Annotated in this window: 18 protein-coding genes; 10 read left to right on the top strand and 8 right to left on the bottom strand. The window is 64.9% G+C overall.

The window, feature by feature from the left end; translation table 11 throughout:
* Positions 1 to 46 precede the first annotated feature (46 nt).
* Positions 47 to 637, top strand: a complete 591-nt coding sequence (locus AC25Y4_RS00210; protein ID WP_488118358.1) for an NADPH-dependent FMN reductase — start codon at positions 47 to 49, stop codon at positions 635 to 637.
* A gap of 237 nt (positions 638 to 874) precedes the next feature.
* Here the strand turns inward: AC25Y4_RS00210 and AC25Y4_RS00205 are convergent, their stop codons facing one another.
* The 3 genes from AC25Y4_RS00205 to AC25Y4_RS00195 form a co-directional block, all read right to left on the bottom strand.
* The gene (locus AC25Y4_RS00205) at positions 875 to 1,630 is read right to left on the bottom strand and encodes a DarT ssDNA thymidine ADP-ribosyltransferase family protein (protein ID WP_488118357.1); all 756 of its coding nucleotides are present in this window, start codon (positions 1,628 to 1,630) and stop codon (positions 875 to 877) included.
* A 392-nt stretch (positions 1,631 to 2,022) separates the two neighbouring features.
* Positions 2,023 to 5,619: a TM0106 family RecB-like putative nuclease gene (locus AC25Y4_RS00200; protein WP_488118356.1), complete on the bottom strand. Its 3,597-nt coding sequence runs from the start codon at positions 5,617 to 5,619 to the stop codon at positions 2,023 to 2,025.
* A 140-nt stretch (positions 5,620 to 5,759) separates the two neighbouring features.
* The gene (locus AC25Y4_RS00195; protein ID WP_488118355.1) at positions 5,760 to 6,134 is read right to left on the bottom strand and encodes a TM2 domain-containing protein; all 375 of its coding nucleotides are present in this window, start codon (positions 6,132 to 6,134) and stop codon (positions 5,760 to 5,762) included.
* Between the two features lie 328 nt (positions 6,135 to 6,462).
* On the opposite strand from AC25Y4_RS00195, the gene AC25Y4_RS00190 reads away from it, so the two are divergent.
* Both AC25Y4_RS00190 and AC25Y4_RS00185 read left to right on the top strand, forming a co-directional pair.
* A complete protein-coding gene (locus AC25Y4_RS00190; RefSeq protein ID WP_488118354.1) occupies positions 6,463 to 6,882 on the top strand; it encodes a DUF1761 domain-containing protein in 420 nt (139 codons plus the stop codon).
* Positions 6,883 to 7,971 carry a hypothetical protein gene (locus AC25Y4_RS00185; RefSeq protein WP_488118353.1) on the top strand — a complete coding sequence of 363 codons (1,089 nt, stop codon included), beginning with the start codon at positions 6,883 to 6,885 and terminating at the stop codon, positions 7,969 to 7,971.
* A gap of 51 nt (positions 7,972 to 8,022) precedes the next feature.
* On the opposite strand, the gene AC25Y4_RS00180 is transcribed toward AC25Y4_RS00185, so the two are convergent.
* Both AC25Y4_RS00180 and AC25Y4_RS00175 read right to left on the bottom strand, forming a co-directional pair.
* Positions 8,023 to 8,466: a YdeI/OmpD-associated family protein gene (locus AC25Y4_RS00180; RefSeq protein ID WP_488118352.1), complete on the bottom strand. Its 444-nt coding sequence runs from the start codon at positions 8,464 to 8,466 to the stop codon at positions 8,023 to 8,025.
* A gap of 71 nt (positions 8,467 to 8,537) precedes the next feature.
* Positions 8,538 to 9,290: an avidin-fold protein gene (locus tag AC25Y4_RS00175; protein ID WP_488118351.1), complete on the bottom strand. Its 753-nt coding sequence runs from the start codon at positions 9,288 to 9,290 to the stop codon at positions 8,538 to 8,540.
* A gap of 198 nt (positions 9,291 to 9,488) precedes the next feature.
* Between AC25Y4_RS00175 and AC25Y4_RS00170 the strand changes: the two genes are divergently transcribed.
* The 4 genes from AC25Y4_RS00170 to AC25Y4_RS00155 all read left to right on the top strand — a co-directional run bounded on the left by AC25Y4_RS00170 (position 9,489) and on the right by AC25Y4_RS00155 (position 14,800).
* The gene (locus AC25Y4_RS00170) at positions 9,489 to 9,845 is read left to right on the top strand and encodes an A1S_2505 family phage non-structural protein (protein WP_488118350.1); all 357 of its coding nucleotides are present in this window, start codon (positions 9,489 to 9,491) and stop codon (positions 9,843 to 9,845) included.
* A gap of 50 nt (positions 9,846 to 9,895) precedes the next feature.
* Positions 9,896 to 10,525, top strand: coding sequence for a hypothetical protein (locus AC25Y4_RS00165; RefSeq protein WP_488118349.1), 630 nt, complete (start codon positions 9,896 to 9,898; stop codon positions 10,523 to 10,525).
* Between the two features lie 121 nt (positions 10,526 to 10,646).
* Positions 10,647 to 14,018 (top strand): beta strand repeat-containing protein, encoded by a 3,372-nt coding sequence (locus AC25Y4_RS00160; protein WP_488118348.1) that lies wholly within the window; start codon positions 10,647 to 10,649, stop codon positions 14,016 to 14,018.
* Between the two features lie 98 nt (positions 14,019 to 14,116).
* On the top strand, positions 14,117 to 14,800 hold the full coding sequence (locus tag AC25Y4_RS00155) for a DUF1294 domain-containing protein (protein ID WP_488118347.1): 684 nt from the start codon (positions 14,117 to 14,119) through the stop codon (positions 14,798 to 14,800).
* Between the two features lie 108 nt (positions 14,801 to 14,908).
* On the opposite strand, the gene AC25Y4_RS00150 is transcribed toward AC25Y4_RS00155, so the two are convergent.
* Together AC25Y4_RS00150 and AC25Y4_RS00145 are read right to left on the bottom strand one after the other, a co-directional pair.
* Positions 14,909 to 15,292: a PH domain-containing protein gene (locus AC25Y4_RS00150; protein ID WP_488118346.1), complete on the bottom strand. Its 384-nt coding sequence runs from the start codon at positions 15,290 to 15,292 to the stop codon at positions 14,909 to 14,911.
* Between the two features lie 204 nt (positions 15,293 to 15,496).
* Complete coding sequence (locus AC25Y4_RS00145; protein ID WP_488118345.1) at positions 15,497 to 16,816, bottom strand: HNH endonuclease signature motif containing protein; 1,320 nt, start codon at positions 16,814 to 16,816, stop codon at positions 15,497 to 15,499.
* 404 nt (positions 16,817 to 17,220) lie between these two features.
* Here AC25Y4_RS00145 and AC25Y4_RS00140 point away from each other — a divergent pair, with 404 nt between their 5' ends.
* On the top strand, positions 17,221 to 17,511 hold the full coding sequence (locus AC25Y4_RS00140; protein ID WP_488118344.1) for a DUF4287 domain-containing protein: 291 nt from the start codon (positions 17,221 to 17,223) through the stop codon (positions 17,509 to 17,511).
* A gap of 174 nt (positions 17,512 to 17,685) precedes the next feature.
* Here AC25Y4_RS00140 and AC25Y4_RS00135 read toward each other — a convergent pair whose 3' ends face one another.
* The gene (locus tag AC25Y4_RS00135) at positions 17,686 to 18,642 is read right to left on the bottom strand and encodes a manganese catalase family protein (RefSeq protein ID WP_488118343.1); all 957 of its coding nucleotides are present in this window, start codon (positions 18,640 to 18,642) and stop codon (positions 17,686 to 17,688) included.
* 379 nt (positions 18,643 to 19,021) lie between these two features.
* Here AC25Y4_RS00135 and msrB point away from each other — a divergent pair, with 379 nt between their 5' ends.
* Together msrB and msrA are read left to right on the top strand one after the other, a co-directional pair.
* Positions 19,022 to 19,576 carry a peptide-methionine (R)-S-oxide reductase MsrB gene (gene msrB / locus AC25Y4_RS00130; RefSeq protein ID WP_488119494.1) on the top strand — a complete coding sequence of 185 codons (555 nt, stop codon included), beginning with the start codon at positions 19,022 to 19,024 and terminating at the stop codon, positions 19,574 to 19,576.
* Positions 19,576 to 20,097: a peptide-methionine (S)-S-oxide reductase MsrA gene (gene msrA, locus AC25Y4_RS00125; RefSeq protein ID WP_488118342.1), complete on the top strand. Its 522-nt coding sequence runs from the start codon at positions 19,576 to 19,578 to the stop codon at positions 20,095 to 20,097. The genes msrB and msrA overlap by 1 nt, the downstream gene beginning before the upstream one ends.
* Positions 20,098 to 20,338: the final 241 nt, after the last annotated feature.

Here is a 20,338-nt window from a genome sequence, read left to right as displayed (position 1 = left end):
TACTCACTCCCTCGACAGGTGCAGGCATCGAGCGCAAGCTGAGGTGATGACAACTATCTTTGAACACGAACCGCCCTACTCGGTTGGCTATTTCGTCGGCAGCCTGTCATCGCAGTCGATCAATCGCACGCTGGCGAAGGCGCTGATCAGGCTCGCTCCGCCCGAGATGGAGTTCGTCGAAATCACGATTAAGAATCTCCCGCTCTACAACCGGGATCTCGACGCCGACTACCCACCGGTTGCGCGGGACTTCAAGGCTGCCATCGAGTCCGTGGACGCGCTGCTGTTCGTCACGCCGGAGTACAACCGCTCCGTGCCTGGCGCACTGAAGAACGCACTGGACTGGGCCAGCCGCCCCTGGGGGCAGAACGCGCTCACCGGCAAGCCGTCAGCGGTGATCGGTGCGTCGCCCGGAGCGATCGGCACCGCCCTGGCCCAGCAGAGCCTGCGCGGAACTCTCGCGTTCTGCAACGCCCCGCAGATGACGGCACCGGAGGCTTACATCCAGGTGACCCCCGGACTCATCACTGACGACGGTGAGGTCACGAACGAGGGAACCGCAGAGTTTCTGCGGGCGTACATGGTGGACTTCTACAACTTCGTGCTGCGGGTCATGACGGTGGTACCTGGCCGGTAGCTTCCGGCCTTCGGTTTAGAGGCGCGTCCGAGGAACGAGATCGCTCCTGAAACCCGTACCGCGCGCCCATCGCGCCCGCTGCGGGGCGCCGCTACCGCTATAGCGGGCGCGACCAGCGACAACGGGCGCGGTGGGACAGCGAAGGGGCACTGTCTGACGACAATGCCCCTTCGAACCACTGGTGTGAGAGGACCAAAGTCGCTCGCTAGCGCGTGGTCCCCAACGAGCGAAGCTCGGTTACGCCTCGAGGTCGGCGTCTTCGTCTGTCGGCTGGAACCACGGCGGGTACACGGCGACCTTGGTGGCAAAACCTGAGGGGCTCAGGATGCTACGGACCGTCTGGCGAACCTTGTCGTTTGCGACACCGATGAGGGTGATGCGGTCGAAGGGCAAGACGTCCTTCACGAGGAACTCAGACTCAAGGATGGTGCCGGCATCGTTCGCGCGGAGGGTCCAGAGCAGGCGCTCCGTCTCCTCACGGCTCGTCGTGAAGCGAGTGTGACCGATGACGGCGTCGCCGTCGGTGACGGAGAACGCGGGGTCGCTCGCTGCGGCATCCGCTGACTCGTCTGCTGCTTCGGCGGCAACGGTGGCCTCCGGCAGCGACTCGATGGCCGACTTGACCGTGCTCACGAGGATCACGTAGTCGAAGACCGACGAGTCGGTTGCGGCCTGGGCGATCCGGGGATCGACGGTGTGCGCACGGATGCTGTTCCACACGCTGGCGTTCGGCGAGAGGAAGAACGGCACGTAGTCGGCAACCTTCGCGCCATCCGCTGCGGAGACCGGGGTCTCGCGACGGGCAGCGCGGTTCTCCGGCGACGAGATGTCGACGACAGGCGTTGAATCGCTGGAATCGGCGAGCAGGGCGCCGCGATCCAGGATCTGAGCCAGGTTGTCGATGTGGGTCACGTGGTAGATGCGCTGTTCGCCAACGCGAGCCGGCGGCATGGAGACGGCCGTCTTCGCAGTTGACGTCTGTACAGAACTCACCGAGTTCGGTCCCTTGAGGGTGACCGAGATGGGAGAGGGAGCTGATCGCAGCGACATGGGCTTCGACGCACGAGCACGTGGCGCCTTAACGATTAGTGACTCGTCTGGGACTGCTTTCGGGTAACAACTGGCGCATAGGCCGCCAGCAAGTCCATGGATACATTCGTCGCTCAACGCAAAACCTTTCCTGTGCGTGGCACGCATTCACTTCAAGATCTGAGGAGCGGAGACCACCTGTCAACGTTACGGTGCTTTGAGGCACTCCGATTACCGTTTCGGCTGGGTATCGAACCTCAATTTCGAAAATTGCAGCACGTGCACATTTCGAGAGATCGACTGAAACGGATGCCGCGCGCCACCTCCACCGCACCGTCACCCAGCGTTTTCGCTGATCAGACTCCAGACTCGACGAGCGTGATGAACGCGCTGAGCTCTGCCACCCCGGCAGGGGTCACCGGAAGGCTGTCGACGAGCGCCGGCGAGTACACGAGATATGCCGCCCATTTTGCTCGGGAGATTGCCACGTTCAGGCGGTTCTTCATGATGAGGAATGACAGGCCGCGCGGTACATCCGCCGCCGAGGAGGCCGCAAGGGTCACGATGGCAACGGCAGCTTCCTGGCCCTGGAACTTGTCAACGGTGCCGACGCGCACCGAGGTGAGGCCGGCATCCGCTAGCGCGTCGCGCACGGTGTTCAGCTGTGCGTTGTACGGGGTGACGATGATGATGTCGTCTTCGGTGAGTGGGTCGTCGTGGCGCTTCTCTGTTGGATCGTCCCAGCGTGTGCCGAGGAGGCTCTGGACGAGTTCGACCACGGCCGCCGCTTCCTCTGGCGATTCCACGGAGTTACCGACGTGGGTCACCGGCACAATGTGCAGCCCTGGCGTGATGCCGTGCAGTGAGCGTGTGGCAGCCACCGGGTGGGAGTGCAGCGCACCCTCATACGACAGCTGCGATACCGGGGCGGTGACGGCGGGGTGCATGCGGCGGCTCTCCGCGAGGAAGTAGCCGAGGGCGGGCGGCAGCACATCGTGACCGGCGCTGACCCAACCGAGCGCCGACTGGTCGATGGGCTCAGGGTGGGTGCCCTGGCTCACCTGCGGCAGCTGCTGCGGGTCGCCGAGGAGGAGCAGGTTCTTCGACGCGACGCTCGCGGCGATGGTGGAGGCGAGGGAGAACTGCCCGGCCTCGTCGACGACCAGCAGGTCGAGGCTGTCTCGGGGAACGCGCGCCGGGTTGCTGAAGTCCCAGGCTGTACCCCCCAGCACGAAGCCGGTGTCTGCGTGGTCAAGCGCGAAGAGCAGCTGGCCGTCCTTCGGCAGCTCGGTGTACGGGGAGTCGTCGGTGTCGTCCGCGTCGTCGAAGCCGTCGCCGGCGGTCTCCCCCGCCGCTGCCTTCGCGGTGCCCGCTTTCTGCACCTTGCCGACGAGGGAGCGGTCGAGGCCGGCCTTCGCGACGGCGGCCAGCAGCGTTTCAACCACAGCGTGGGACTGCGCGACAACACCAATCTTCCAGCCGTGCCCAAGCACGAGGGCTTTGATCACGTGGGCGCCGAGATACGACTTGCCGGTGCCTGGCGGGCCCTGCACCGCGAGGTAGGAGTGGTCGAGGTCGAGCAGGCTCGACACGACGGCATCGATGCGTTCGTTGCCCTGCGGGTCGGCAGGAACCGGCGCCAGCTGGCCGGACCGGGTACGCGGCTCGATCTTGCGCAGGATGTCGACAGTCGGCTGCGCTGGCCACTCCGGCTGGGCATCGACGATGGTTTCTGCCCACTCTTCGATGGCCGGCTTCTGCTGGCCGGCGGGTGGCGGCGCGGATGGCGCCAGGGCAGACGGGCGGTGCGAGTACGGCGCGATGTCCTTACCGAGGGTCTCCTCCACCAGGATGCTGCCGTCGTCGGCGACCTCGAGCACCTTCACGGTGCGTGCGGTGCGCGCGCCAGGTGATGCCTTCGGGTCGATGAACGGGCCGGGGTATTCGTAGAGCAGGTACGGGCCGGCCTGGTCTCCTGGCTTGATGCTGCTGCCGGGGGCCAGGGTGCCACGCAGCCACAGCTCACGCCGGTCGGTGCGCTGGCGTCCCTCGCGGTACCAGTCCTTCTCCACGCGCACATCGTGAATGCGCAACACATCGCGGGTGGTCTCCCACTCCTCGATGGGCTGTTCCAGCCGGGCGAAGTGCCCCCACCAGAAGCTCTTCTGTTCGCGCTGGTGATAGTCGAGTGCCGCGGCGGCGAATGCGGCGGCCGTCTGGTCTGGGGTGCGATCGGGGTTCAGCGGGTCGCCGGCGATCGCCATCAGCGCGTCACGCAGCAGCGACGGCTCTAGCTCTGGGCGCGGTTCCTCCATGGACGACGCCGCATTGCTCGGGATGCCGTACTCCTCCGCCTTGCCGCGCAACCAATCGCGCAGGCGCAACGTGGACACGCAGTCGTAACGGTTGTAGTCGGCGATGGAGTCGAGCATCCGCTGGCCCTGGATGACGTCGCCGTTGTCGAACAGCTCGCGTGCTGCGGCGTATTCGGTGATGGAGTCTGCGGCGTTGGTGACGTCGCCGCCGCGCAGCTCATCGCCCATGTAGAGCGGTTCGAGCTTCTTGATCGAGTAGGAGCGCGAGCCCACCCGCAGCGTCTTCCGCACCAGCGGGTACAGGTCGACGAGCGCGTTGGCCCGCAGCAGGTCGTCGACCTCGTCTTCACCGACGCCGTGCCGGGCGGCGATGCTCAGCAGGTGCGTGCGCTCGTAGGCGGCGTAGTGGTAGATGTGCATGGCTGGGTACTGCGCGCGCCGCTCTGCGAGGTAGTCGAGGAAGTCGCGCAGCGCCTGCCGCTCCTCCTCGAAGGTGTGCGCCCAGAATGCGCGGAAGGTGCCGTCGGGTTCGACCAGCCCGAAGAGGTAGTCGAGCCCCCAGCGGTCGGCAGCGCCCTCTGTGTAGAGCGGGTCGCCCTCGAAGTCGAAGAAGATGTCGCCGGGGTCTGGCTCTGGCAGCACGGCGAGCGCCGACGGGTTGTACATCTCGATGGGCGGCGCCTGGCCGCTCACTGCGTCGAGCTGTAGCTGCGCCTGGGTGCGGAGCGCGGCGAGGGTGCTGTCTGCGATGCCGTCGACAGTTCCGCCGGAGGCGAGTAGAGCGGATGCCGCCAGCTCGTCAATCGTGTGGATGCCGGCCTCGGCCAGTCGCTCGCGCTGGGTCACGCGCATGCCGGCGACGAGCAGCAGGTCGCGGTGCGCCTGCACCTCGGCTTCGCAGGTGGCGCAGCGACCGCAGATCGCATAGCGGGGGTCGCCCCACGCCACGGTCTCCGCGTCGAGCAGGCGCTCCTCGATGATCTGCAGCAGGCGGCGCTTCCGGCGGCGATACACCGGGCGGATGTCCGCCAACCGGTGCACACTCACCCCACCGTCGCCGAGCAAGAGTTCCACCGTCTCGGCGGGGCGTACCCCGATCAACTCCAGCTGGTCGGCGTAGGCGGCGAGCTGCAGCAGGGCGGTGACCTTCGCGCGACGGGCCAGCTTGGTGTCTTGCACGAGGTAGCTGCCGTCGCTCTGGCGCACGATGAAGTCGGCGAATCCGATGAACGCGACCGGGATTGCGCCGGGAACTTCGCCAGGAAGTGCGCCGGGTGCGCCGGCCCTCCCCCCGAATCCCTCATCGAAGAATGTCGCTTGGAAGACGAGGTCGACATCCGCTTCGAAAGCCGTCACGGTCTGGGCAGCGACCGATTCGAGCGCTTCGCGGTTCAGGCGATCGGGGCGCTCAATCTCAACGACGCCGGCACCGTACTGCGCGCGGTAGGCCTCGAGCACCCGGAGTTCATGCGCGTCGCCGAGCCTGGCCGTGCGATCCAGCATGGCGTCGGCGGGATCTGCCTCTGCTGGTCGTCGTCCGAGCTTCGCGTCGAGCTTCCGCAGGAAGGCGAATTCGCAGGTCGACGCGGCGGTCAGGTCGGTTGCGCTGGTGACCAGGCTGTCGTCGAGGACGAACATCCGCGCCTACTTTCTCTCGAACTTTCGCTTCCCATCGAGCTTTTCGTCGACGATTCGAGCGTAGCCGGGGCGACCGACATCCGTCTGGCTGGTGAGGCGAGCGGCCATCACTGGAGCTCGCCCCACCAGCAAGCCAGGACCTAGTAGTACAGGTTCGCAATCGTGTGGGCCGCGCTGTTCGCGCTGCCGAGGAAGCTGAGGACGAGCACCACGATGGTCACGATGAGGGCGATCTTCTTGTTCTGGTCGTAACCGGCCAGCAACAGACCCTGTTTGTCGCGGGTCGATCCGGTGAGCGCGAGGATCAGGTCGATCAAACTCCAGATGCCGAAGCCACCGAGGGTGATCAGCTTCAGGATGCCGGTGCCCACCTTGCCCAGGTAGAAGCGGTCGACGCCGAGGCCCCCAAGCAGCAGGGCGAGCAGCCAATTCACGACGAACGACTTCTGCGAAACGGTTGTCTGGGCCGTGTAAGCAGACGGCGTGTATGGCGACTCGTTGTTCAGGACGGTCATGCTTCTCCAATCGATAGCGCGAGTGGATCGCGCCCGTGATGAGCGGCGGAGCAACGGCTCCCCCGCGTCGGGGTGAGCGCACGCGAGCGGTGCGCCGTCGCACCATATCGCGGGGATGGCTCGATTCGCGGGAAATTCAATGGCCGACCAGCGGTTTCGTTGTAGAAACTTTACGAAGCGGCGGCCAGGTAACCGACTGTTGCGATCCGGCATCCGTTTCACTGACTCGTGTCGGTGATGCGCACAGCGACCTAGACTTCTGGCTATCGAGACTTCTGGGAGAGTCGCCTGCTGAGCGCGGGTGACGATGCTAGACGAGAGGACGCTGATGTTCCCCGATATCAACTACTGGGCGGTCATCCTGGCGACGTTGTCGAGCATGATCGTCGGCTCGATTTGGTACACGCCCAGGGTCTTCGGCAACTACTGGATGAAGGCGGCAGGCGTCACCCCGTCTGGCAAGGGCTCGGATGCCGTTGGCCCCATCGCCGTCACGGTGCTGGTGAGTTTCGTGACCGCGTGGGTGCTCGCCGGCGCGACGTTCATCGCGTGGGACTTCTACGGCGGCAGCTTCCTGTGGAATGCGATCGTGACCGCGATTGTGCTGTGGGCGGGCTTCACCGCGGCTCGATTCGTGACGCATGACGCGTTCGACCAGCGCCCACCTGGACTGACGGTGCTCAACATCGCGCACGAGCTCGTGACCGTCGTGATCATGGCGATCATCATCGGCGTCTGGCCGGCGTAGGTGACGTCCCCCATACAAGCGGATGCCGGGCGAACGCTCGATGACCTCCTCGACGGTCCGCGGGGACGCCGATTCTGCCTGGGCGTGGCCACGCAGCTCAATCCCGCAGTGTGGTCAATGCTGCCCACGTTTGCTCAAGCGCCGCGAAGCGAGCAGGTGCGGGACGCCTTGGCCGCCGAGCTACGTGCAGTTGATCCCGCGGCGATCGTGGCGGGTGAAGCTGGCGCCACGGGTACCATGCTGCTGGAATCTCTTGCGCACGCCGTCTCCTCCGCGAAGTACTGGCAGGAGCCGGACGACGTCGACGTCATCCTGCGTGAGGATGCCATCATCGACGCCCTGCGCCCGCTCGCCATGGCAGCCGCCGACTCCCCTGCCACGCATTGGTGGCGGAGCCCGGTGGACGAGCAGCATCAGCAGCTCGTCACCTGGCAGGGCGCGGACCAGCCGTACTCCGTGCCCGTGCCCCAGCCGCTGACCCTTCAGGGTGCCGCAGCGCGATTGACCGCTTGGAAATCCGCGACCCTCGCAGACGAAGCTCACGCGCACTCGCGCCCGGCCGACCCACAGGCGAATTGGAGCGGGCGATGGTGGTCGACGCCTGCCCCGGAGGCCGTTCCCGTCACCACCCGATCCCTACCGGGGCTCGGCGCACTGCGACTGGCATGCATTGAAGACACACTTGGCTGGACACGCGCTCGCGTGCAGCCGATCCAGGTGAGCTCCGGGGCGAGGATTTACGAGATAGCGGATGCCGCGGCCTGGTCAAGGCTCGTGGCGCGCTATCCGCTCGATGTGCGTCGTTCGAGGCGACATGACTGGTGGCGGACAACGGGCGTGAGCGCCGATTGGATGGTCCCCGATTGGAGCGCTGTCGCCCAAGACTTCGATGGCGTGCACCTGAGCGTGTGGGCGTACCTCACTGTTGCGGGTCGTCCGCTGCCGGCCGGCCCTGCGCTGACAGTACTCGCCGGCTGGAGCCCGGACGAAACGTATTGGCTGACCGACGTGTTGAGCAGCGACTCCTCCGCGACGGATTGGGTCAGGGCGGACGGCGGCACTTCGGATGTCACGTGGCGGTCGCTGTAGCCGCCGCCTCTGTCGCCCGAGAGAACTCCGTCGAGCTAGCGCTGCACCCGCTTAGGACCGCAACGCCTCGACGATGTTCTGCGCCCGCCGCGTTCTGGTGTCGTCACTCTTGGCAGTGTCAACTGACTGGGCGAATGCGCGCTGCTTGCTGTACGAGAGCGCCGACCAGGCCTGCGCAGCCAGCGCGTCAGCCTCGAGCGCCGTAGCCAGTTCTGCCGGGAGGTCGACGGTGCGCGGGGCGTCGTCGACGTCGAGGGTGACCTCGATTTCATCTCCAGCGCCCTTGCCTGTGGCGGCACGGGTCTCGGCGTTGTATGAGATCAGGAATTGACCACCCATCGAGGCGATCGTGTTTCGGTACGAGTAGTCGCCATCAATGGTGACGACGACGGGCACGCGTTTGCCGCGGCCAAAGCCGAGCACGATCTCCTCCGGCACGACGATGCCGACGTTGTTGCCGCCAGCGGCCCACAGCGTTGTTCGAAAGCTGACCATGGTTGTTCCCTTCGCCCACCGGCGAGGTTAACACGGCCAGCGATCGATTCCTAGGTCGCGGCTGACGCCCGCTAGACCTCCACGCAGACGCTGTAGCCAGGCGCCCCGTTGAGCACGAAGTCCTCTTTCAACTCGAGCTGGCCATCCGCTCGCATTTCAATGCGGCTGGTGCTCTGGCCGATCATGGCTTCGCCGGTCGCTTTGAACTCGTGAACGAACCACTCGCGCAGCACGTTGCCCTCGCGAATACCAACGGTGTGGCCGAAGGTGACGGTGTCGCCCTCGTATTCGGCGAAGACTATTCCGCTCGCTTCGTGAAAGAAGAAGCGCGACGGCGACTGCTGGTTGACCACGCTGGCCGTGGACGATTCCAGCACGAACTCAGCACCGTCGATCATCGCTTCGCCCTTGAAGCGCGCTGCGGTTGCAACCAGGAGGGCGTCGAATCGTTCAGCGCCGAGCGCATCGGAACCGGCAGGGAGAAGCTCCATGTGGCGGGAGAAGTCATCGTCACCGAAGGCATCCAGCGTCACACGCACGAACGGAACGCCGGCAGCAGTGTCGTCGGAACTCCTGATTTGGATGAGCCCGGCCGCATCGCCAGACGACAGCTGTCCGCTCTCAACGTCGAAGTGCACGTATTGCAGTTCAAGGGTGTCGTCCTTGCGGCGACCGACGAACCCTCCGAGGTGAGCGGAGCCTTGCACGTATTCGCCCCACACCATTGCGTTCAGCTGATGGATCCTGGCCACGGTCGACGACTGCGGAATGACGAATTCGACGCCATTGAGCGAGGGGCCTGTCGGGTGGTGGGGGTTGGTCACGCACTGAGTATGCCGTGTGATTCGATGCGCCACAGCCGGGTGCGCGAAGTGTCTTCCCTGCCGGGGAAGCGGATGTTGCAGCCCGGACAATCGGCTGTTGGGGGGAACATTGGGCAGCGTTTTGTCTCCCCGGCTTACACGCGTTCGCTGGCGCGGTCCCATAGCCGCCGCGCATCCTCCAGTTCTAGAATCGCGAGCATGAGAATCACAGAGCTTGCTCCGGGCGAAGTGTTCGTATTCGGGTCGAACGCCAGTGGCCAGCACGTTGCGGGGGCGGCGGCACTCGCTGCCGACAAGTTCGGTGCGGTGTGGGGCGAAGGCCACGGCCTGCATGGCAGCTCGTACGCCATCGACACCATGAGCGGCCTGAACGTGATCATCACCGAGGTGTCCGGCTTTCTGGACTTCGCCACGGTGCACCCAGAGCTGCGGTTTCTCGTGACCGAGATCGGTTGCGGGATTGCCGGCTACCGACCGGCGCAGATCGCGCCGCTGTTTGTCGGGGCACCTGTGAACGTGGTGCTGCCCGAAGCGTTCAGCATTCTGATCGGGTAGCGCCCAGGACCCACGGCGCACAGCGGACAACAAGCGGGCGAAGCAACGGCGTGTCCCCTCAGCGAACAGTCCGATTGCGACGCGAAGCCTGGGGATTCGCCATCGGTTCACTCTGCTTTCTGGTCGGGGCCGTGCCGTTCTATGCACTCGCAGTCGGCACGCTGATCGACGACATCACGTTCTTCGTCGGCGCACTGTTCTTCACCGCTGCGGCCTTCATTCAGCTCGGCCTGAGCGGGCGCCGCCCTCCGCACCACGCGATGAATCGGCCTGACGCATTCGATTGGTGGGGCTCGGCCGCGCAATTCCTGGGCACGCTCTTCTTCAACGTCAGCACCACAGATGCCCTCATCACGGCGGCGAACAGTGAGACACAGGTGAACAGCGGATGGCGACCGGATGCCTTTGGCTCGGTCTGCTTCCTCGTTGCGAGCGTTTTCGCCGTGGTGGCGACCACGGAGCGCGACAAGCTCTGGGATCCGAGCGCTCGCACCTGGCGCTGCACATGGCTCAACCTGCTTGGGTCGGTCTTCTTCGGCATCTCGGCGATCGGCGCTTTCGTGATCCCTGAAACGGATGATCTCGTCAGCTTTTTCTGGGCGAATCTCGGTACGTTTCTCGGTGCCGTGTGCTTCCTGGCGGCCGCTTTGCTCAGCCGAAAATCGGCGGGTCAGGAGTGACGGTGACCGGCCGTGAGCGGGTTGAACGTGATCGTCACAGAGGTTGCGGGCTTTCACCCCAGTTCGGGCGCGTTCGACCATCTGAACCACTACGAGTTGTCGTGTCCTGTAGGTTCGTTCCATGCGTGCCTTTAGCCTCACCTCCCTCCGTCTGAGTGCCATGGCGCTCGTCGCCGTTCTCGCCCTCTCCGGCCTGTCGACGGTGGCCGCCGCACCGGCGAGCGCCGCAACGGATACGTCGCTCAGCGCACTCTCACTCAGCACGGGCACGCTCAGCCCGGCGTTCGCGCCGGGTACGACCAGCTACACGGCGTACCTCGGCCGCGAGACGACGTCGCTCACCGTCACCCCGACACTGGCCGACGCCAATGCCTCCGTCACGGTCAACGGAGTCAGCGCTGCCAGCGGGTCGGCATCTGGCCCCATCGCAATGGACTTCTATGACAACACCGTCACCATCGTTGCGACCGCACCAGGCGGGGTAAGCGCGACTACCTACACAGTCACCATCACCCGCTCCGTAGGCTACGACGACATCAATCTCAGCGGACTCACCCTCAGCACCGGAACGCTCAGCCCGGCATTTGCGTCAGGCAGAACCAGCTACGTGGCAGCCGTTGGCCCCGCAACAACGTCGGTCACGGTCACCCCGACCCTGGCCGATTCCAGGACCTCCGTTACGGTCAACGGCGTCAGCACCACCAGCGGAAACGCATCCGGCGCCATCGCCCTGAACACCGGCCCCAACGCCCTCACCATCGAAGTCACCTCGCAAGACAGGACGATCGTAAAGACCTACACGGTCACCGTCACCCGCTTCGCAGCCTCGACCAACGCCAACCTCCTCAGCCTCTCGCTCAGCAACGGCGCGCCTAGCCCGACGTTCGCAGCGGGAACGACGAGCTACACGGCATCCGTAAGCTATGCGACGACTTGGGTCGCGGTGACCCCGACCGCGTCAAATTCCAACGCGACGATCACCGTCAACGGCGTCAGCACCACCAGCGGAACTGCATCCGGCGCCATCGCCCTGAACGTCGGCAACAACGCCATCACCGCCGTTGTCACCGCAGAAGACGGGGCGACCACGAAGACCTACACGGTCACCATCACCCGCCCTGCCCCCGCCTCGGCCAACGCCAACCTCAGCGCACTTTCCATCAGCTCCGGCACGCTCAGCCCAGCATTCGCCGCCAACACGACCACCTACACGGCAGCCGTCAGCAACGCAACGACGTCGATTACAGTCACCCCGACAGTGGCCGATGCCACTGCCTCCGCGACGGTCAACGGCATGGCGGTGTCCAGCGGTTCAGCGTCAGGCGCCATCGCCCTGGCCGTCGGCCCCAACACCCTCACCACCGTTGTCACCGCGCAAGACGGGACGACCACGAAGACCTACACTGTCACCCTCACCCGCGCAGCCTCGTCCAACGCCAACCTCAGCGCACTCTCGCTGAGCGCCGGCACGCTGAGCCCCACGTTCGCGCCAAACACGACCAGCTACACGGCATCCGTCAGCAACGCAACGACGTCGGTCACGGTCACCCCGACTGTGTCCACCAGCGTTGCCTCCGTTACGGTCAACGGTATGGCGGTGGCTAGCGGTTCAGCGTCCGGCGCCATCGCTCTGGCCGCCGGCAGCAACACCCTCACCATCGTTGTCACCGCACAAAACTCGAGCACGAAAACATACACGGTCACCATCACTCGCGCGCGCTCGTCGAATGCCGACCTCAGCGGGCTCTCGCTCAGCAACGGCACCCTCAACGGGACGTTCCTATCCGGCACAACGAGCTACACGGCATCGGTCGGCAATGCGACGACGTCGGTCACAGTCACCCCGACCCTGACCGACGCCAGTGCCTCCGTGACGGTCAACGGTGTCAACACCACCAGCGGAAACGCATCCGGCGCCATCGCCCTGAACGTCGGCAGCAACACCATCACCACCATTGTCACCGCCCAAGACGGGACGACCACAAAGACCTACACCGTCACCATCACCCGCGCCGCCTCGTCGAACGCTGACCTCGCCGCCCTCACGCTGTCTGCCGGGTCCCTCACCCCCGCCTTCGCAACCGGGACCGCCGACTATGCGGTCGCGGTTAGCAACGCCGACGAGTCCCTCACCGTCACCCCGACGGTCACGGATGCCACGGCCTCCGTCACCGTGAACGGCACCGCGGTCGTCAGTGGCACGGCCTCCGCACCCATTGCATTGTCTGTCGGCGAAACCACCGTGACCCTCGTGGTCACCGCCCAAGACGGCACAACCACACGGGTCTACACGACGACGGTGACTCGTGCCCCATCAGCGGTCGCTGATCTGTCCGGACTCACGCTGTCTGCCGGGACGCTTGCCCCGACCTTCGACGCCGCCACCACCAGCTACACGGCATCGGTCAACAACGCGACCGACTCCCTCACCGTTACCCCGACAGTGACGGATGCCACGGCATCGGTCACCGTGAACGGCACCCCGGTCGTGAGCGGCGCCGCATCCGCACCCATCGCACTGGCAATCGGCGACAGCACAGTCTCCGTCGTGGTCACCGCCCAGGACGGCACAACCACCACGGCTTACACCGTCACCGTCACCCGTGCCGCCTCGGCCGTCGCCGACCTCTCGGCCCTGGCGCTGTCCGCTGGAACGCTTGACCCGGCATTTGCGGCCAGCACGACCAGCTACACGGCGTCGGTCGACAACGCGACCGACTCCCTCACCGTCACTCCAACAGTTGTGGATGCCACGGCATCCGTCACCGTGAACGGCACCGCGGTCGTGAGCGGTGCCGCATCCGCACCCATCAGCTTGAGCGTCGGCGACAACGCCGTCACGGTCGTGGTCACTGCACAAAACGGGACGACCCTCAAGACCTACTCGGTCATGCTGACCCGTGCTGCGCTCCCTCCCGTCGTACTCCCTCCCGTCGTCGTACTCCCTCCCGTCGTTGTGCCGTCTCTCGACGTCGTCACTGACTTCGTCGTCGGTACTCTGGTCGGCGGCACAACCGTGAACGTGTCCGCCCTCGGTTTGGCGCCGGGCTCGCCCGTCACCGTGACCATGCACTCCACGCCCGTTGTGCTTCACGCCGGTTCAGCGGATGCGGCAGGTGCGTACACCGCGACGACCGCCCTGCCGTCTCACGTCGAGCCGGGTTCCCACCGCCTGGTCCTTGAGGCAACCGCCGCCGATGGCACTCCGCTCAGCCAGACCATCTGGTTCTCTGTCCTGGCAAACCAGTCCGTCGGTGCTGTCTCGACCACCGGCCCCATCCCGGGTGCTGGTACGCCCGTCGTTCCGACGCCGGCGCCGACGCCTGCACCAGCAGCTGTCGCTGCGACGGCGTCGTCATTGGCGTCGACGGGAGCCAACATCGCAGCTCCGCTGATCGTCGGCGGATTACTGCTGGCAGTCGGCGCGGTCGTGCTCTTCCTGGGGCGTCGCCGGCGCAAGGCCACGGACCAGACCAACGGCGATGACAAGTAGCGAGCCGTAGATAAGTTGTCGGCGGCGGTTGGGCTTCTTGCAACGTCCTCGCGCCGGTCCTCGGCGAGCCCCCATGCCCTGGACGCTACGCTCTGAGGATGGGTTCCACGACTAAGCGACTGAGCGGGACGTTGACCTCGTGGAACGACGAGCGCGGATTCGGTTTCATCTCCCCTGCGACGGGTACAGAGCAGGTTTTCGTGCACATCAAGGCCTTCCCACCGGGGCCGGCCAGGCCGCAGCTCGGCACGGAACTCACCTTTGACGTCGAGCAGACGGCTGACGGCAAGAATCGGGCGACGCGTGTTCGTCCGGCGGGGTACGAGCAGGTGCGTGGACAAGGACAGCCTTCGGGGCGACCTCAGAGGTCGATGTCGCCGCGCAGCAACTCACAGCGCGGTGATACCCGTGGGAGGAAATCCCGGTTCGCGGACTACCTCATGGTCGTTGTTTTCGTGGCCGGATACCTTGCCGTGAACGCACTCTGGCCGCTCCCCCTCTGGGTGGCGGGGCTGTACCTGGGAGCAAGCGTCGTGAGCTTCATCGTTTACGCGGTCGACAAGTCGGCCGCGACGAACGGGCGCTGGCGCGTGTCGGAGAACACGCTCCTGTTGTTGGGCGTCATCGGCGGCTGGCCGGGCGCAATTGTTGCCCAGCAAACGCTGCGTCACAAGACGAAGAAGGCTAGCTTCCGGGCGGCTTTCTGGGTCACGGTTGTGCTGAACCTGGTTGTGTTTGCCGTGTTCGCTACGCCACTGTTTGCGGCTTTTGTCGAGCGCTAAGCGCATGCGCATGCGCTGCACGCCTGGCTCATCGTCGCGGCCCAGCCAGGGCATCCGTTAACGGATGCCAGATGCCCTGGCTCACATCGTCGCGCTCGGTAGCGCTGGCTAAATCGTGGCGAATTCGGCGCCAAGGACGGCGTGCGCGATGAGGCGGTCAAGGCGCCGAACATCAACGCCCTTACCGACCTTGATCTTGATGTGACCAGCACGGGTCCACAGCTCGAGTTCGGCATTGAAGTCAAGCGTGCCGGCATTCTCTGATGACCACATGTTGATGCTGGAGTACGGCAGTGAGTACATCTCGACCTTTTTGCCCGTGATTCCCTGAGCATCTCGCACGATGAGGCGTTTGGTGGTGAAGACCGCACTGTCGCGCATCGTCTTGTACGCGGCGATTGCTTTCTCACCCGGTACCAGCATCGATTCAACGTCGTCCGGGATGGGCACTTCTGAGACGAATGTCCAAGCGGTGATGGCGGCGGTTTCCATGGGGATCCTTCATGTCAGGGGCACCGCTTCACTTGACGCGGAATGGCCACTCTATTGACGGGGCTCGGAAGGCGTAGCCATCAGCACGCCCCCAGACCGGGGCAGGGTTGCTGTGTCGAGCTAGTCTTCCGGCGCTCTGGAGCTCTTCGGGCGCTCTGACTGGAACTCTTCCCGCGCTCAGATTGGGACTGTCGATGCTGGTGGCTAGAACGGTGGGATGCTCGCGTCTGGTACCGCCTCGAGGACTGCTTCAACTGGCACTGTGGCGGTGGCGACGTCCGGGATGCTCGGCCCGATCTGGTTTTCAGGTTCGGTGTCGTATTTGTGGCCGGTCGGGGACGTCCAGTGCAGGTTCCCATCGCCGTTCTGAGTGACCTGCCAGCCAATTTCGTGTTTGTCGCGGTGGTTCTTCGCGCAGAGACAGGCCATATTCGTCAGCCTCGTCTCGCCCTGGTGACCGTTCTCAGTGAACGGCACCGTGTGATCGAGGTCGCTCTGCCTCGCCGCTCGGTTGCAGCCGGGGAACCGGCAGGTGCCGTCTCGCAGCTGCAATACCGTGCGGAGATCGGCGGGCGGCCGGTAGCGATCCCGGCCTACCGACAGGAACGCTCCCGTCTCCGGGTGGGTGAGGATGCGGACGAAGCTCGTTGCAGTTCCCACGAGCTCCTTCGCGGTGTCGAGGTCTATTGGCCCGTAGCCTTCGAGCACCGCGGGTTCGTCGCTGCGGCCGAGCAGTGTCAGGGCGGGAACGAGGATGGCGACATCGGCCTTGATGCCCCGGCTAGCCTGCCGACCAGCGCCAGCACCGCCGTCGCTGCCGCTGCCGCCATCCGTGTCGAGGACCAGGTCGACGAACACGTCGGCCTTCAGCTGGGTGAGGGTGCGGGCGTCGTCCGAACCCTGCAGACTCCTCGCGAAGTTCGTCACCCGGTTCACGATCGCCTGCCCATTCGCGGCCGGGAGGAAAGCGCTGACCCAGCACATGCCGTCCTTGGCGGGTTCGAAGAACACTGCTCGATCCGCGACACTGCGCTCGTGCCGGGCGGTGATTGACTCCGCGTCGAGCCGTTCCCGTACACGCCGGGCCTTCTGGGCGAACTTCGCCACCGTCAGCCGGCCCGCATCAGGCAACACCGCCGCCTCCAAAGCTGCGATGTTCTCCGGGGAGAGTCCGATGCTCTGGTCGAAAAGAGTGGTGGCGTGCCGGTAGCTGATTTCCCCGGTTTCCAACACTGCCAGTGTCGCGGGCAGTGTGTGCACAAGAGCTTTACTGACGGCGATCATCGTTTCCATGGTGCGTTCGGGCACTCGGAACGCGCAGACCAGTTCGGTGACGAGCAGGCGTTCGTTTGCCCAGGCCTGTTCCGCCTGTGGCACGGTGGCCGGGGCCGTGGTCATGGACTCGCTGGTTAGACGGGCCCGGTCGATCGCGATGGCTTTCGCCGCAGCGATAGAGGCTTCGCTCCGATGCAATCGGGCGGCCTCGTCGACTTCTCTGCCGAGTTGTTTCATGAGGGGGTTCATACACTGAATTATCCTCGACACCACTGACATTCTTACTGGCCGTAAATACTCTCTGATCTGGGCATTCTGCTGTGGATAACTCCCGCGAGGGGCGACCTGTGGAGGAGCCTGTCTGGAGACAGTTGAAGGGGTCTCGAGACGCTCGCTGGCGCTCGCTCCTCGACCAGCGGGGCAAGTTCAGGCGGAGAAAATGCAACACGCCGAGGGAAGGTGGCGCGTGAGCCCGGCGTGTTGCAAAAACTCCGCTCGAAGCGAAATGACAGGCGGGGAGCGGAGCGCGGCAGAGAGCGACAGAGAGCGCCTCACGTCCCATCCGCCTCCTTCCCTCCCCCACCCCGGATTCGCTACCATCGCAACCACGCGCAGTCCCCACGCGCGATCACCCCGCGCACAAAGGAGTTGAGATGTCATTCCAGGCCTACCTCGACAACATTGAAGAAAAGACGGGACTGACACCGCGCCAGTTCATCGCCCTCGCCCACGAAAAAGGCCTCGACGACCCGGCCACGAAGTCGGGCGTGATCGTCGACTGGCTGAAAGAGGATTACGATCTGGGCCGCGGCCACGCCATGGCGCTGGTGCACGTGATCAAAAAGGGCGACAAGATCGACGCCAAGCACGTGGGAACAGGAACCGCGCACAGCGACGAGTCCGACACGCTCTGGCTTGACGGAAAGCAAAGCCGCCCGGCTTAAGAGAACACGTACTGGTGCACACTGGTGCACGCTGGTGCACGCTGGTGCACGCTGGCGCACGCTGGCGCACGGTGGCGCACGCTGGTGCGCGCGGATGCCCACGCACCTGCCCAGACAGCGAAACGGCCAGGCCTCTCACTGAGACCTGGCCGCTCCTCGAACGACTAGCTACAACTACTTCTTGGCAACGGGGCCAAACATCGCGTCGACTTCAGCGAGTTCCAGATCGGCCGTGGCCTGAATCAGCTTGAGGAGCTCAGGATCAAGGCCAGGCGCAAACTCTTCGAAGCGCTCTTCCGCGATGGTGGACGGAACACCCTCTGGGGCCTGTTCGCTGGCGTCCAGCTTCGTGCCGTCCTTCGACGGCGACAGGCCCTGGAAGATCTTGCCCGCTTCAGACTGGCCAGCCAGATCGAAGCTGTACTGCTTACTTTGCAGACCGAGGTCTACCAGCTTCTTCACCTCGGGGAACTTCTCCGCGTTCGTCTTGGGGATCGGCAAGAGCTTGTTCCAGTCCACCCCCAACGTCTCCAGCGCCTTGGCATAGGCGTTCTCGTGCGCTTGGTCACGAACGATGAGATACGACAGCGTCGACCGCGCAGTCTTGTTGTCCGTCATCTCATAGATCCGGCATTTTTGCAGCCGACCCGTGGATTCCAGCATCAGGTTGTACAGCAGATCGAGCACGAGGTTTCCGGAGTTGTAGACGTAGCTACCACTCCACGGGTTTCCGGCAGCATCGACGGGGAGTGCCCCCTGAGCGCCAACGAGATAGTGGTGGATATTGCTGTGATCGAGCGCAATGTTCAGTGGGATCGCGCCACCAGCACCCGGCTTATCCAGCGGGTCGGTTGGCTTGCCCTGATACCGCGGTGAGCCGTCCAGAAGACGAGAGATGGTGGTTCCAATGAGCTCAACGTGGCTGATCTCCTCCGTACCCACCCCCTGAATCAGGTCGCGGTACGGCTTCGCTGCCGCGCCCCGAAAATTCATGGCCTGAAACAGGTACTGCATCATGGTGCGCATCTCGCCGAACTGGCCGCCGAGACCTTCCTGCAGGGCGTTGGCTGCGGCGGGATCGGGCTCGTCCTGCTCAATGTCATTGATTAGTCGTTGCACGTGAAAGTACATGTATACCCCCTGAATTGGTTACAAAATACGAAGTAGCCAGGACTATCCTCCGAGTACATGTGTGTTGGCTCCACGCCAGGGCGCTCGGTTTGCAGCACAATGACCTCTCGGCAAGCGGATGCACGACCAGCGTCGAGAGGATTGCTCACGAGGTCTCGAGACGCTCGCTGGCGCTCACTCCTCGACCAGCGGGTCGCGGGGCGACCGGCGGCAGACGGCAAGCGGCAAGCAGCGGCATCCGCTTCGCCCACCAGCCAAACCCACAGCTGGCTCCCAGCCTTCGTGGAACAGCATCCGCTTGCCAACGGTTCACTCAGATGACGCCGACGAACAGGCGTCAGCGAGCGACGCAGCCAGCGCCGCCGAGAAGGAGGATGACATGTCGCCCGACTACCGCAAGACCCCAGAGGCCCTCGCCCGCCTCACCCCCGCGCAGTACCAGGTCACGCAGGAGGAGGGCACAGAGCCCGCCTTCCGCAACGAGTACTGGAACAACCACGACCCCGGCATCTACGTCGACATTGTCTCTGGGCAGCCGCTCTTTGCCTCCACCGACAAGTACGACAGCCGCACCGGCTGGCCGAGCTTCACCAAGCCCATTGAGCCGGATGCCGTCACCACGAAGACCGACCGCGCCCTGTTCCTGAAGCGCACCGAGGTACGCTCGTCAGGTGCCGGTAGCCATCTCGGGCACGTCTTCGACGACGGCCCAGCGGATGCCGGAGGGCTGCGTTACTGTATGAATTCCGCGGCGCTGCGCTTCGTTCCGGTCGCCGATCTCGAAGCTGAGGGCTACGGACAGTACCGTTCGCTGTTCGCAGCAGCCGACTCCCCCACAGCAGCGACTGCCCCCACCTCCGACTCAGCCCCCGCCTCCGATTCCTCCACTCCTGACTCCACTCCACCCGACAGCTCCCCGAAGGAGAACGCATAATGACCAACGCGACCGAAACCGCCATCCTCGCCGGCGGATGTTTCTGGGGCATGCAAGACCTCATCCGCAAGCGCCCCGGCATCCTCTCCACCCGCGTCGGCTACAGCGGCGGCGACGTGCCGAACGCCACCTACCGTCACCACGGAACGCACGCCGAGGCAATCGAGATCGTCTTCGACCCCACCCAGACGAGCTACCGCGAGCTGCTGGAGTTCTTCTTCCAGGTGCACGACCCGTCGACCCGCAACCGACAGGGCAATGACGTCGGCGTGAGCTACCGCTCGGCGATCTTCCCGACCAGCCCTGAGCAGGATGCCATCGCCCGCGACACCATCGCCGACGTCGACGCCTCCGGACTCTGGCCTGGCCCCGTCGTCACCGAGATCGCGCCGGCTGGCCCGTTCTGGGAGGCAGAGCCTGAGCACCAGGACTACCTCGAGCACTACCCGAACGGATACACCTGCCACTTCGCACGCCCAGGTTGGGTGCTGCCGAAGCGCGACGCGGAGTCCGTCGCGTAGCGGAGTCCGACCCGCCTCCCCCCGGTGGTTGAGGAGGCCGCCCACGGCCGTCTCGAAACCGCGCGAGCCGATCTCAGGAAACTGAGGTCGGCGTGCTGGTTTCGAGACGCGGCCTCGTTCCTCGGTCGCTCCTCAACCACCGGAATGCGCAAGACCGCCCATTTGGGCCCATAGCCGAGTCTGGGCGCGCAGTTTTCCCCCAGGCGCGCGGTATTTCGCGCGCCTGGCGGAAAACCGCGCG

The organism is Leifsonia sp. Y878, assembly GCF_057669685.1.
Note: the sequence above shows the minus strand (reverse complement) of the source record. Positions and strands in the feature narration are given on the sequence as shown.